The following is an 11,539-nucleotide window of genomic DNA, read 5'->3' as shown; positions in this document are numbered from 1 at the left end:
CACCGGGCCCGGAGGCCGGAACGGCGAAGGGAGCGGCATGGCGGCGCTGAAGGCGGGGATCCTCTCCACCCCGGGGCAGCGGCGGGTGGCGGTGGTCCCCGCAGGGGTCGGGGCGCTGCGCGACGCGGGCCTGGAGGTCCTGGTCGAGACCGGGGCCGGCGCGGGCGCCCGGTTCCGCGACGACGACTACACCGCGGCCGGCGCGCGGGTCCTCCCCGCCGATCGGCTGCGCGACTCGGCCGACCTGTGGCTCTGCCTCACCCGCCCGGAGGCCGCCGTGCTGCGCGGCCTCCGCGCCGGCCAGGCGGTCGCCGGGATGCTGCGCCCGCTGGAGGCCCCCGGGCTGATGCGCGAACTGGCCGAGCGCGGTGCGACCCTGGTCAGCCTGGACGGCCTGCCCCGCACGCTGAGCCGCGCCCAGCCGATGGACGCGCTGGCCTCGCAGGCCAGCGTGGCCGGGTACAAGGCGGTGATCACCGCCGCCGCGGCCTACGACCGCTACCTGCCGCTGCTGATGACCGCGGCCGGGGTGGCCCGCCCGGCGCAGGTCCTGGTCCTGGGGGCCGGCGTCGCCGGCCTGCAGGCGATCGCCACCGCGCACCGCCTCGGCGCGGTCGTCACCGGCTACGACGTCCGCCCCGAGGCGCGCGAGGAGATCGCCTCGGTGGGCGCCTCCGTGCTGGAGGCCGACGCGCCCTCCGGGGCCGGCGAGGGCGGATACGCCCGCGCCCTCACCGCCGACGAGCAGCGGGCCCAGGGCGGCGCGCTGGCCGGCGCGGTCGGCCGGTTCGACATCGTGGTGTGCACCGCCCAGGTCCCGGCGGGGCCCCCGCCGCTGCTGCTCGACGCCGCCGCCCTGGACCGGCTCCGCCCCGGCGCGGTCGTGGTCGACCTGGCGGCTGGCCCGGACGGCGGCAACACCGAGCTGAGCGAGGCCGGCCGGACCGTGGAGACCCCCGGCGGCGCACTGGTCATCGGCGCCGCCGAGCTGGCCGACACCGTCCCCCGGGCCGCCTCCGAGGCCTACTCGCGCAACATCGCGGCGCTCCTGGCCCATCTGGTGGACGGAGGCCGCCTGGCCGTCGGCCCGGACGACGCCCCCGGCGACGAGATCCGCGCCGGCGTGGTCGTCGCGCACGGCGGCCGGCTGCTCCGCCCCGACGTGGCCGCGGCGGCCGGCGCCGACCCGGCCTCCTCACCCGCCCGGTAGACCCCCGATGGGAGAGGAGAGGCGCGAGAGGACCCGCCCCGCCGCCCGTTCCTCCCCCGGCGGCCCCCGCCTGCGATGCGGGCCCGCCGCCCCGGACCCGCCCGCTCCTTCCGCCCCAGCCGAGACCGACAGCCGCAGGGAGTGCCCATGACGCCCGACGCGATCGGCGACCTCACCGTCTTCGTCCTGAGCCTGCTGGTGGGCTTCGAGGTGATCAGCAGGGTTCCGGCCACCCTGCACACGCCGCTGATGTCGGCGGCCAACGCGGTGCACGGGGTGGTGCTGGTCGGCGCCATCGCGATCGGCACCACCGCGCACACCCCGTTCGGCTACGCGCTGGCCTTCCTGGCCTGCGCCTTCGCCGCGATGAACGTGGTCGGCGGGTACGCGGTCACCGACCGGATGCTGCACATGTTCCGCTCCCCGGCGGGTCGGCGGTGAGCCCCGCGGAGAGCGCCGTCGCGGTGGTCTACCTCGCGGCGGCCGCCTGCTTCGTGGTCGGCCTGCACCTGATGAACGCCCCGGCCACCGCGCGCCGGGGCAACACGCTGTCCGGCGCGGGCATGGCCGCCGCCGTCGCCGCCACCCTGGTGCTCGCCGCGGTCGCCGGGGAGGCCTCCCCGACCGCGTGGGCGGTGATCGCCGCGGGGACGTCGCTGGGCGCGGTCGCGGGCCTGTACGCCGCGCTGAACGTGCGGATGACCGCGATGCCGCAGCTGGTCAGCCTCTTCAACGCGGTCGGCGGCGGCGCGGCGGCGCTGATCGGCGGCTACGAATACCTCCGCCTGGCCGAGGAGGGGCGGCCCGGCGCCGCGGTCACCGGGCTGGTCGCGCTGGACGCGGTGATCGGCGCGGCCGCCTTCTCCGGGTCGCTGGTCGCCGCGGGCAAGCTGCACGGGCTGGTCGCCGGGCACCCGGTGGTGTTCCGCGGCCGGGGCGCCCTCGACGCGCTGCTGGTGCTGGCCGCCGCGGGCGGCTGCGCGGCGCTGGTCGCCGGGGTCGGCGGGGCCTGGCCGCTGGCGGCCGCGGTGGCCGCCGCGCTGGCGCTCGGCGTGGCCGGCGTGCTCGCCATCGGCGGCGCCGACATGCCGGTGGTGGTGTCGCTGCTCAACGCCTGCACCGGGATCGCCGTGGCGATGGCCGGCTTCGTGGTCGGCAACGCGATGATGGTCATCGCGGGGGCGCTGGTCGGCGCCTCCGGTGCGATCCTGACCAAGCTGATGGCGGATGCGATGAACCGGCCGCTCCGCGCCATCCTGGTCGGCGGGTACGGCACCGGGGACGAGGGGGCCGGCGGCGGGCCCGCCCGGCAGGGGGCCGTCACCATCACCGCCGACGACGCGGCGATCCGGCTGGCCTACGCCTCCCGGGTGATCATGGTTCCGGGCTACGGGCTGGCCGCCGCCCAGGCCCAGCACGAGCTGCGCGAGCTCGCCGAGCGGCTGGAGTCGGGCGGCGTCCGGGTGGACTACGCGGTGCACCCGGTCGCCGGGCGGATGCCCGGCCACATGAACGTGCTGCTGGCCGAGGCCAAGGTCCCCTACCCGCAGATGAAGGAGATGGAGGAGGTCAACCCCGAGTTCGCCCGGGCCGACGTGGCGCTGGTGGTGGGGGCCAACGACGTGACCAACCCGGCCGCGCGCCGCCCCGGGAACGCCGTCTCCGGGATGCCGATCCTGGACGTGGACAAGGCGGAGACGGTGATCGTGATCAAGCGCTCCCTGGGGCACGGCTACGCCGGCATCGACAACGAGCTCTACACCGACCCGCGGACCCGGATGTTCCTCGGCGACGCCAAGCGGGCGCTGGCCGAGCTCACCGCGGCGGTGAAGGCGCTGGCCGCCTGAGCCCGGCGGGCGGGCCGAGCATCCGGCGCACCACCAGGTCGACGTAGGCCTCGGCGAGCACGTGCTCGGGCGGCGCGCCGGGCGACCCGAGCCAGCTGGAGGACGAGTCCAGCACCGCGAGCACCCGCCGGGCGGCCCCGGCCGCGGCGGCCCGAGCGGGCAGCCCCGAGGGGGCGCCGGGGAGGCCGAGGGAGCCCTCGGCCAGGCCCTGGGCGATCACCGTGCGGACCCGCTCCCGGTACCGGCCCAGGGCGGCGGTGAACTCCCGGTCGCCGCCCGGCCGCGGCTCCGGGGCGGTGCCGTGCAGCCGCCGCCACGCGGTCTGCTCGGCGCAGTGCCGTACGTGCCGGCGGACGATCGCGCCGAGCACCAGGTCGGCGCGGCGCGGCAGCGGACCGGGCTCGCCGCCGCCGGCCTCGGCGTCGGCGCCGTCGGCCAGCGCCCGGGCGGAGCGCAGCGCGAGCAGGCGGACGAGGTCGTCCGGCTCGGCGGGGCGTTCAGGGGAGGGAGAGAGTTCGGCCGTCATCGAGAGGATTCACCGACGTGCGCCGACCCGGGGGCGGCGCGGGCTTGAGGGGGCGACCCCGGGACGGGGCCGCCCACCAGCCTAGCCCGCACGGGCGCGGGAATCCGGGGAATTCCCGAAAAAGCCCCGCTCGTCCCCGTCCCCTACGGGACCGCCGCCCGGGACGGCCCTCCCGGCGGCGCTCCGCGGCGGTGGCCCGGCGCCCGCCGGGCCACCGCCGCGGGACGGGCGGGTGTTCTCCGGAGCCCGCCGCCCTTCCTCCCGCGGCGATCCGAGCGGCCCGGCGCTCCGAAGCACCGGGCCGCCGCGCCCGTGCCGGGCCCGCCGCGGAGCGGCGGCGGGGACGGCGCCCGGACCGGTCCGGGGGTCAGCCGCTGTGCCGGCCGCGGGGGCGGTCCGTACCGGCCGGGGCGCCCGCGGCCCCCACCGTCCCCACCGCCCCCGGTACGGGCTCGGCCTGGCCGCGGCCCTCGGCGGTGAGCTTGGCCAGCTCCGCGATCTCCTCGGTGACCAGCGCGTCCACGCCCATCCCGATGAACCGGGCCATCTCCGCGAAGTCGTTGACGGTCCAGGCGCCCACCCCGCAGCCGCTCCGGTGCGCATCGGCGATCAGCTCCCGGGTGAGCAGGTCGGCCGGGTAGCGGAGGAACCTGGGGCGCAGGCCGTGCCGGAGGCCGCCGGGCGGGGCCTCCTCCTGCTCCGGGTCGAGCACGAGGCCGGCGCCGGGCCGCCGGGCCGCGAGCGCCCGCAGCGCCTCGACCGGGCCGCTGTAGAGCATGTGCTCGGTGAAGGAGTGCTCGGCGGCCACCGCGTCGGCGGCCAGCGCCGCCTCGGCCGAGGCCACATCGGCCAGCAGCGGCACCACGCGCGGCCGGGCGGTCTCGGCGAGGGCCTCCATCAGGGTGGGGATGCGCTGCCCGCCCTCGCTGGTGACCGCCGCGATCTCGGCCAGGGTGAGCTCCCGCACCGGCCGGTGCAGGCCCCAGCTCCGTTCGGCGGCCTCCTCTCGGACGAGTACCACGTGGTCGTCCGCGGTGAGCCGGAGGTCGACCGCGATCGCGTCGGCCCCCTTGTCGATGGCGGATCTGAGCGCGGGGACGGTGTTCTCCCGGAACCGGGGTGTGTCGCCTCGGAGGGCGATCGCCAGCGTCATGAAACCTCTCCGTTGCGTGACGGGTCGACGACCTCACTACCGGGGGGTTCGGGACCAAGGTTGCCACCCCGGGCCGTCCTATGTGGGGAAGACGGCAAAAACGCCGAAAAGAACGCGTTCCCGCTGGCCGGGACCGGCCCCGGGGGAGGATGCGAGGCGATTCACCCGCGGGGGATCGCGGTGTCCGCCGGGGAGCTGGGAAACTGGTGGTGCAGCCCGAACGTTCATCACAGCAGTGCACATCCGTCCCGGCCGGCGTCACAGCCGCGGTCCGCGCACCGGGCACGACCACGAAGGCGAAAAAGGCGAAAGATGATCCCCGACCAGCGTCGCGAGCACATCCTCAAACTCCTGCAGGAACGCCATGTGCTGAGCATCAACGAGCTCACATCGCTGCTGTCGGTCTCGCACATGACGGTGCGCCGGGACATCCAGGCGCTGGAGAACGACGGCAAGGTGCTGTCGGTCACCGGCGGCGTGCGCCTGGCGGCGCGGCTGAAGAGCGAACCCTCCTACCTGGCCAAGGCGCAGCTGGAGGTGCCCGCCAAGCGGGCCATCAGCCGGGCCGCCGCGGACCTGGTGCGGGAGAACTTCACCATCTTCCTGGACGCGGGGACCACCACCCTGCAGATGGTGCCGATGCTCACCGACAAAGCGGGGCTGACGGTGATCACCAACGACTTCAACGTCGTCGGCCACCTGATGGAGTACCCCAACATCGAGCTGATCCACACCGGGGGCGTGGTCTCGCACACCGACCACTCCTCGGTCGGCCAGTTCACCGCCGACTTCCTCGGCCGGGTCAACGTCGACCTCGCGTTCATCGCGAGCAGCTCCTGGGACGTGGACCGCGGCTCCACCACGCCCTCGGAGGCCAAGGTGGTGGCCAAGCAGCAGCTGCTGAGGATCGCCTCCAAGAGCGTGCTCACCGTGGACAGCACCAAGTACGGGAAGTTCGGCACGTTCCGGGTGGCCCGGCTGGAGGAGTTCGACGCGATCATCACCGACGACCGGCTGCCCCGGTCGGCGGTGGAGGACATGCGCAGCAGGGACGTCCGGCTGCAGCTGGTGCGGCCGGAGTGAAGGGGGCTGCGGCCGCCGGAGCGCCTCGGGCGCCCGGCGGTCTCAGTCGCCGTCGTCGCCGATCTCGGCGGGGGCGAACAGCTCCAGCTGTATTCCGTCGGGGTCGCTGAAGGCCAGCACCGAGCCGTCCGGGCCGTGCACGATCGGCGCGTGGTCCACGTCCAGCTCGGTCAGCCGCTCCTCCCACAGCTCCAGCTCGGCCACGGAGGCGGCCTGGAAGGCGATGTGGTCGGCACCGGCGTGACGCGGGTCGAACAGCGAGTTGAAGTGGTCCTCGTGCTGGGTGAGGAAGAGGACCATGCCGCAGGCGCTGCGGCATTCCGTGGTCAGGATCCGCTTGCCGTCCTTGGTCCGGACGGCCTTGAACCCGAGGACGGTCCGGTAGAAGTCGAGGCTCTCGCGGATGTCGCGCACCGACAGGGTGATGTGCGCGATCCCGGTCACCTGGGGCACGGGCACCTCTCTTCGGCGCGGGGGCGTCCGACGCATCCGGGGTGGGAACAACGTAAGCACGTCGAATGACACTACGCCGCTTCCGAGCGTGCTTCGTCCCTGTTAACGGCGCTTTAACGCCCCCGGGCCGGCGACGTGGGACACACCCCGCCGCCGGCCCCCGGAGACCCCCGTCAGGCCGCGCCGGCCGGGGCCGGAGAGCCCTGCCCGGCGGCCCGGTACCAGCGGGACCGGACCACCCCGGCGGCGACGGCCAGAGCGGTCGCCGAAGCGCCGAGGCTCACCAGGAAGGCGCCCTGGAAGCCGAACTCCTCGGCCAGCCTCCCGGCCGCCATCGACCCCACCGACTGGCCGACGATCAGGCTGCTCAGGATGACGGTCATCGCCTGCCCCAGCCGGGCGGCCGGAGCGGCCCGCTCGGCCAGGCCGAACAGCGAGACGATGTGCGGGCCGATGCCGCAGCCCAGCGCGAGCATCGCCAGGGCCAGGCCGATCGGGCCGGGGGCGAGCAGCAGCGGGACCGAGCAGACCGTCATCATCAGCGCGGCGGCGCGCAGCCGGAGCGGGAGCGGCACCGAGGCCGGCACCGAGGCCATCATCAGCCCGGAGAGCGCGCTGCTCACCCCCATCACCGCGTACATCAGGCCCGCCACGTCGCCGTGCCCGGCCTCCTGGGTGAACGCGGTGACCCCGGTGGAGGTCGCGCCGAAGAACAGGCCCTGGCAGAACATCGGGACGGTGAGGACCAGCAGGCCGATCCGGGCCAGCGACTCCTTCGCCGCGCCGCCGGGCGCGCCGGGCAGCGCGGTGGGGTGCAGCGCGAACGCGGAGCCGAAGACGCCGATCAGGAAAGCGGCGCCGAGCACCGCGATTCCCGGGTCGGCGGCCACGGCGAGCAGCCCGACCAGGGCCGGGCCGACCACGAAGCCGGTCTCGTCCAGGACGCCCTCCACCGAGAGCGCGGCGGCCACCGACCGCTCCCGGTCGTGCTCGCGCCGGTTGGCCAGGGCGATCCAGCGGGACCGGGCCAGCGGGCCGATCTGCGGCATGCACAGCCCGGCCAGCGCGGCGGAGGCCACCAGCAGCGGCAGCGGGGCGCCGGAGTAGACCGCCGCGACCATGGCGGCGATCAGCGCGGCGTCCAGGACCGAGGTCGCCAGCACCACCGGGCGCTGGCCGAGCCGGTCGGCGAACCGGGCGATGACCGGGCCGCCGAGCGCCTCGCCGAGGGCGATCGCGCCGGAGACCAGGCCGCCCGCGGCGACGCTGCCGGTCTCCGCGGTGACCAGGGTGAGGGTGCCGATGAGCACCATCGAGACGGGGAGTCGGGCGAGGAACGAGACGATCAGCTGCGGGGCTCCGGCGATCGCATGCATGCGGCGCAGGGTTCCCAACGGGGACATGGGGCTCCTCTTCGGAACGTCGGACCGGTGCGCTGACGGGCGCGGCGGCCGACGCGGAAGAGCCGCGTGTGCCGCTCTCGCCGCCTCCGGGGGAGCGGGGGCGACGGGCGCGGGGATTGACGATAGAAGTCGGTAAAGATCCCATCGTCAGCTGAATGACGACCTAAAGATACTACTTTCAGTACTTCTGTCGAGGCGCGGAGAGAGCGTCCGCGATGTGATCTAAGTTCTGCTTACCAATGGGTTGAGAAGGAATCAGTTGTCCTTCGGTGGCCCGGGTGGCAGGGTGGGGCCCATGAGCAACGGCACCACCCCCCTGCACGTCGCCACCGTCTTCCAGGGCGGCGAGAAGTCCGCCCCCACCGGGGGCAACCTGCTCGGCGTCTTCTTCGACGCCCCCGGCCTCGGCGCGGAGTCGCGCCAGAGGATCGCCGCCGACCTCGGCTTCTCCGAGACCGTCTTCGTCGAGGACCCGGCCACCGCGCGGCTGCACATCCACACCCCGGAGATCGAGCTCCCGTTCGCCGGGCACCCGCTCATCGGCACCTCCTGGCTGCTGGAGCGGCGCGGGGCGCGGCCCGCCGCGCTGCTGCCGCCGGCCGGCCCGGTGCCCACCTGGACCGAGGGCGACCTCACCTGGATCCGCGCCGACCCCGCGACCGCGCCGGAGTTCACCAGCGTGCAGCTGGGCTCGGCGGCCGAGGTGGACGCGGCCGAAGGGCGCCCCGGGGCCAACCTGCACGTGTGGGCCTGGGAGGACGAGGAGCGCGGCCTGGCCCGGGTGCGGGTCTTCCCCCGGCTGATGGGCATCGACGAGGACGAGGCGACCGGCGCGGCCGCGGTCCGCCTGGGGGAGCGGCTCCGCCGCCCGGTCAGCATCCGCCAGGGGGTCGGCTCGCGGATCGAGGTGCGCCCCGGCCCGGACGGCACGGTCGAGGTCGGCGGCCGCTCGGCGCTGGTGGAGACCAGGGACTACCGGATTCCCGCACTGTGATTCCCGCGCCGTGACCGCCCGGCCCTAACCTCGGGGGAGGGGCGCCCGCCCGGGCGCCCCGACCCGGGGAGGGGCGGGCGATGTCGGCGACGCGGTTGCTGGTGCTGGGCGTGGTGCGGTCCTGGGGCCGGGCCCACGGCTACCAGGTCCGGCGCGAGCTGCTCTCCTGGGGCGTGGAGCAGTGGGCCAGCGTCAAGCCCGGCTCGATCTACCACGCCCTGCGCCAGCTGCTGAAGACCGGCGCGCTGCGCACCGCGGGCGTGGAGGAGAGCGGCGAGGGCCCGGAGCGGACGCTCTTCGAGGTCACCGAGGCCGGCGAGGACGAGTTCCGCAGGCTGGTCGCCCGGGCGCTCTCCGACGGCGGGGCCAAGCCCGAGGTCTTCGGCGCCGGCCTGGTCTTCATGACCTGCCTGCCGCGCGAGCAGGTCGTGCCGCTGCTGGAGCACCGGCTCCACGAGCTGGAGGCCGAGCTGCGCAGCAGCGAGTCGCTGCTCGCCCCCGAGGTGCTGGGGTACAAGCCCGCGCACGTGGCCGAGCTGTTCCAGTGGTGGGCGCGCTCGGCCGAGGCCTCGGTCCGGTTCAACCGGGAGCTGCTGGACCGGGTCCGCGGCGGCGCCTACACCATGGCGGGTGAGCCGGGGACGGCCTTCGGCGAGCCCCCGGCCGGCGACCCTCCGGCCGGGGAGCCCGAGCGGGCCTGACCCCGCTCTCCGCGCTCCCCCCGCGTTGATCTCGGCGCCGGGGAGAGGGGCCGCCATCGCTTCGGCCGCTTTTCCGGGCCGAGGTATTCAAATTTGACTACCGGGGTGCGGCGGGGTCAAGCTGAACCCGTCCGAAGCACCGCCCGCCCCTTCGACGGGATGAGAGAACCGTGATCCACACCCGGAACCTGACCCGCGAGTTCCGCACCGGCGGAGGCACCGTCCAGGCCGTCAAGGGCCTGGACATCGACGTCGGGGCCGGAGAGCTGGTCTCCTTCCTCGGCCCCAACGGCGCCGGGAAGTCCACCAGCCTGCGCATGCTCACCACACTGCTGCTGCCCACCTCCGGCAGCGCCACCGTGGCCGGCCGCGACGTGGTCGCCGACCCGGACGGGGTGCGCGCCGCGATCGGCTACGTCGGCCAGGGCCACGGCTCCGGCGGCGACCAGCGGGTCCGCGACGAGCTGGCCGCCCAGGGCCGCTTCTACGGCCTGACCAAGGCCGAGGCGCGCACCCGCGCCGCGGAACTGCTCGAAATGCTGGAGCTGGACGCCGCGGCCGACCGCCCCGCCGCCCGGCTCTCCGGCGGCCAGCGGCGCCGCCTGGACATCGCGATGGGCCTGATCCACCGCCCGCGGCTGCTCTTCCTGGACGAGCCCAGCACCGGCCTGGACCCGCACAGCCGGGCCAACCTCTGGGAGCACATCCTGCGGCTCCGCGCCGAGCAGGGCACCACCGTCTTCATGACCACCCACTACCTGGACGAGGCCGACGCCATGGCCGAGCGGGTCGTGGTGATCGACGACGGCCGGATCATCGCCGACGGGACCGCCGACGAGCTCAAGGGGAAGGTCTCCGGCGACCTGGTCGCCTTCGGCGTCGCCGACCCCGGGGAGGCCGAGCGCGCGGCGGCCGCCGCCCGGCCGCTGGCCGGCGCCGACGGGGTGCAGGCCGACGGCACCGAGCTGCGGATGCGCGTCACCCGGGGCGAAGAGGCCCTCCCCGGCCTGCTCCGCGCCCTGGACCGGGCCGGCGTCGGGCTCACCACCGTGCGGGTCCAGCGCCCCACCCTGGACGACGTCTTCCTCACCCTCACCGGGCGCAGCCTGCGCGAGGGGGACGGGTGAGCACCGCCGCCGCCCGCACCGGGGCGCTCCGCACCGGCCTCTCCGGTGCCGCCCCCGCCCCCGACCCGCGCCGACCCCCGGCGCCCCGATCCCCGCGGGCCGCCGGCCTCCCCGGCACCCGCCCCTACCCGAGGAGTTCTCCGTGAAGGTCCTCAAGGACACTGGCATCATGTTCCAGCGGCAGATGGCGCCGACCCTGCGCAACCCGCTGTTCTTCCTGGTGTTCGGCATGATGCAGCCGGTGCTCTACCTGGTGCTGTTCGGGCCGCTGCTGTCCGGCATGCCCGGCCCGCTCGGCGCCGACCCGATGCGCTGGTTCGTCCCCGGCATGCTCTGCATGCTCGCCGTCTTCGGCACCGCCTACGCCGGCTTCGGCCTGCTCCCCGAGATGCAGGAGGGGGTGCACGAGCGGCTGCTGGCCGCCCCGGTCAGCCGGACCGCCCTGCTGCTCGGCCGGGTGCTGCGAGACGTCGCCGTGCTGATCGCCCAGGCGCTGGTCGTCATCGCCGGCGCCGCCGCCTTCGGCGTGCGGCCGTCCGTCCCCGGCGCACTGGCCGGCCTGCTCCTGCTGGCCGTGCTCGGCGTCGGCCTGGGCACCCTCTCCTACCTGCTCGCCATGGTGCTCAAGGCGCCGTTCAAGTTCTCCGGCGCGCTGCAGGCCGTCATCATGCCGCTCATTCTGCTCTCCGGGGTGATGCTGCCGATGGACCTGGCACCGGGCTGGCTGTACGCGCTGTCCCGGATCAACCCGGTCAGCCACGTGGTCGACGCCGAGCGGGCGCTGTTCGGCGGTGGGTTCGCCGCCACCGAGGTCGGCCTGGGCGCCGCGGTCGCGGCCGGGACGGCCGTCCTCGCCCTGGCCCTGGGAGTCAGGTCGATGCGCCGACTCAACGCCTGACCCGCCGCCCGGGCGCGGCGCCCCACGGAGCGCAGGTCAAGACAGGCGGCGACGGCGCAGGAAGGGGCGGGGTGCGGGTGGTCGCCCGGGCGCGGCGCCTCGCGGAGCGGAGGTTCAGACCGGCGGCGAAGGCGGCGGTGGGGG

The 11,539-nt window shown here is 75.4% G+C and carries 12 protein-coding genes; 8 read left to right on the top strand and 4 right to left on the bottom strand.

Translation table 11 applies throughout. The annotated features are described in order from the left end of the window. Positions 1 to 37 precede the first annotated feature (37 nt). The 3 genes from J0910_RS22915 (at position 38) to J0910_RS22905 (ending at position 3,057) form a co-directional block, all read left to right on the top strand. Positions 38 to 1,210 carry a Rossmann-fold NAD(P)-binding domain-containing protein gene (locus J0910_RS22915; RefSeq protein WP_420160600.1) on the top strand — a complete coding sequence of 391 codons (1,173 nt, stop codon included), beginning with the start codon at positions 38 to 40 and terminating at the stop codon, positions 1,208 to 1,210. A gap of 147 nt (positions 1,211 to 1,357) precedes the next feature. Continuing rightward, positions 1,358 to 1,651 carry an NAD(P) transhydrogenase subunit alpha part 2 gene (locus J0910_RS22910; protein WP_017596010.1) on the top strand — a complete coding sequence of 98 codons (294 nt, stop codon included), beginning with the start codon at positions 1,358 to 1,360 and terminating at the stop codon, positions 1,649 to 1,651. Further along, positions 1,648 to 3,057: an NAD(P)(+) transhydrogenase (Re/Si-specific) subunit beta gene (locus tag J0910_RS22905; protein ID WP_420160599.1), complete on the top strand. Its 1,410-nt coding sequence runs from the start codon at positions 1,648 to 1,650 to the stop codon at positions 3,055 to 3,057. Before J0910_RS22910 ends, J0910_RS22905 begins: the two co-directional genes overlap by 4 nt. On the opposite strand, the gene J0910_RS22900 is transcribed toward J0910_RS22905, so the two are convergent. Together J0910_RS22900 and J0910_RS22895 are read right to left on the bottom strand one after the other, a co-directional pair. Continuing rightward, on the bottom strand, positions 3,026 to 3,583 hold the full coding sequence (locus tag J0910_RS22900; RefSeq protein WP_420160598.1) for a hypothetical protein: 558 nt from the start codon (positions 3,581 to 3,583) through the stop codon (positions 3,026 to 3,028). The genes J0910_RS22905 and J0910_RS22900 overlap by 32 nt on opposite strands. A gap of 367 nt (positions 3,584 to 3,950) precedes the next feature. Next, positions 3,951 to 4,736 carry a glycerophosphodiester phosphodiesterase gene (locus J0910_RS22895; RefSeq protein WP_420160597.1) on the bottom strand — a complete coding sequence of 262 codons (786 nt, stop codon included), beginning with the start codon at positions 4,734 to 4,736 and terminating at the stop codon, positions 3,951 to 3,953. A gap of 312 nt (positions 4,737 to 5,048) precedes the next feature. Here J0910_RS22895 and J0910_RS22890 point away from each other — a divergent pair, with 312 nt between their 5' ends. Then, entirely contained in the window at positions 5,049 to 5,819 is a 771-nt protein-coding gene (locus J0910_RS22890; RefSeq protein WP_420160596.1) for a DeoR/GlpR family DNA-binding transcription regulator, read from the top strand. A 42-nt stretch (positions 5,820 to 5,861) separates the two neighbouring features. Here the strand turns inward: J0910_RS22890 and J0910_RS22885 are convergent, their stop codons facing one another. Together J0910_RS22885 and J0910_RS22880 are read right to left on the bottom strand one after the other, a co-directional pair. Beyond that, positions 5,862 to 6,272 (bottom strand): VOC family protein, encoded by a 411-nt coding sequence (locus J0910_RS22885; protein WP_420160595.1) that lies wholly within the window; start codon positions 6,270 to 6,272, stop codon positions 5,862 to 5,864. Positions 6,273 to 6,445: 173 nt separating this feature from the next. Next, a complete protein-coding gene (locus tag J0910_RS22880) occupies positions 6,446 to 7,675 on the bottom strand; it encodes an MFS transporter (protein ID WP_420160594.1) in 1,230 nt (409 codons plus the stop codon). A gap of 295 nt (positions 7,676 to 7,970) precedes the next feature. Between J0910_RS22880 and J0910_RS22875 the strand changes: the two genes are divergently transcribed. The 4 genes from J0910_RS22875 (at position 7,971) to J0910_RS22860 (ending at position 11,395) form a co-directional block, all read left to right on the top strand. Next, positions 7,971 to 8,669 carry a PhzF family phenazine biosynthesis protein gene (locus J0910_RS22875; protein ID WP_420160593.1) on the top strand — a complete coding sequence of 233 codons (699 nt, stop codon included), beginning with the start codon at positions 7,971 to 7,973 and terminating at the stop codon, positions 8,667 to 8,669. A gap of 80 nt (positions 8,670 to 8,749) precedes the next feature. After that, on the top strand, positions 8,750 to 9,370 hold the full coding sequence (locus tag J0910_RS22870; protein ID WP_420160592.1) for a PadR family transcriptional regulator: 621 nt from the start codon (positions 8,750 to 8,752) through the stop codon (positions 9,368 to 9,370). 170 nt (positions 9,371 to 9,540) lie between these two features. Beyond that, positions 9,541 to 10,497: an ATP-binding cassette domain-containing protein gene (locus J0910_RS22865; protein ID WP_420160591.1), complete on the top strand. Its 957-nt coding sequence runs from the start codon at positions 9,541 to 9,543 to the stop codon at positions 10,495 to 10,497. A 142-nt stretch (positions 10,498 to 10,639) separates the two neighbouring features. Further along, complete coding sequence (locus tag J0910_RS22860) at positions 10,640 to 11,395, top strand: ABC transporter permease (RefSeq protein WP_420160590.1); 756 nt, start codon at positions 10,640 to 10,642, stop codon at positions 11,393 to 11,395. Positions 11,396 to 11,539: the final 144 nt, after the last annotated feature.

It is taken from the genome of Nocardiopsis oceanisediminis (assembly GCF_048595525.1).
GTDB lineage: Bacteria > Actinomycetota > Actinomycetes > Streptosporangiales > Streptosporangiaceae > Nocardiopsis_A > Nocardiopsis_A oceanisediminis.
This window is presented reverse-complemented; position numbering and strand designations above follow the sequence as displayed.

What these genes read in the sequence shown, in the direction of transcription:
- J0910_RS22890 (WP_420160596.1), top strand. Translation starts at nt 5,049, where the DNA reads ATGATCCCCGACCAGCGTCGCGAGCACATCCTCAAACTCCTGCAGGAA.
- J0910_RS22915 (WP_420160600.1), top strand. Translation starts at nt 38, where the DNA reads ATGGCGGCGCTGAAGGCGGGGATCCTCTCCACCCCGGGGCAGCGGCGG.
- J0910_RS22900 (WP_420160598.1), bottom strand. Translation starts at nt 3,583, where the DNA reads ATGACGGCCGAACTCTCTCCCTCCCCTGAACGCCCCGCCGAGCCGGAC.
- J0910_RS22880 (WP_420160594.1), bottom strand. Translation starts at nt 7,675, where the DNA reads ATGTCCCCGTTGGGAACCCTGCGCCGCATGCATGCGATCGCCGGAGCC.
- J0910_RS22875 (WP_420160593.1), top strand. Translation starts at nt 7,971, where the DNA reads ATGAGCAACGGCACCACCCCCCTGCACGTCGCCACCGTCTTCCAGGGC.
- J0910_RS22910 (WP_017596010.1), top strand. Translation starts at nt 1,358, where the DNA reads ATGACGCCCGACGCGATCGGCGACCTCACCGTCTTCGTCCTGAGCCTG.
- J0910_RS22870 (WP_420160592.1), top strand. Translation starts at nt 8,750, where the DNA reads ATGTCGGCGACGCGGTTGCTGGTGCTGGGCGTGGTGCGGTCCTGGGGC.
- J0910_RS22895 (WP_420160597.1), bottom strand. Translation starts at nt 4,736, where the DNA reads ATGACGCTGGCGATCGCCCTCCGAGGCGACACACCCCGGTTCCGGGAG.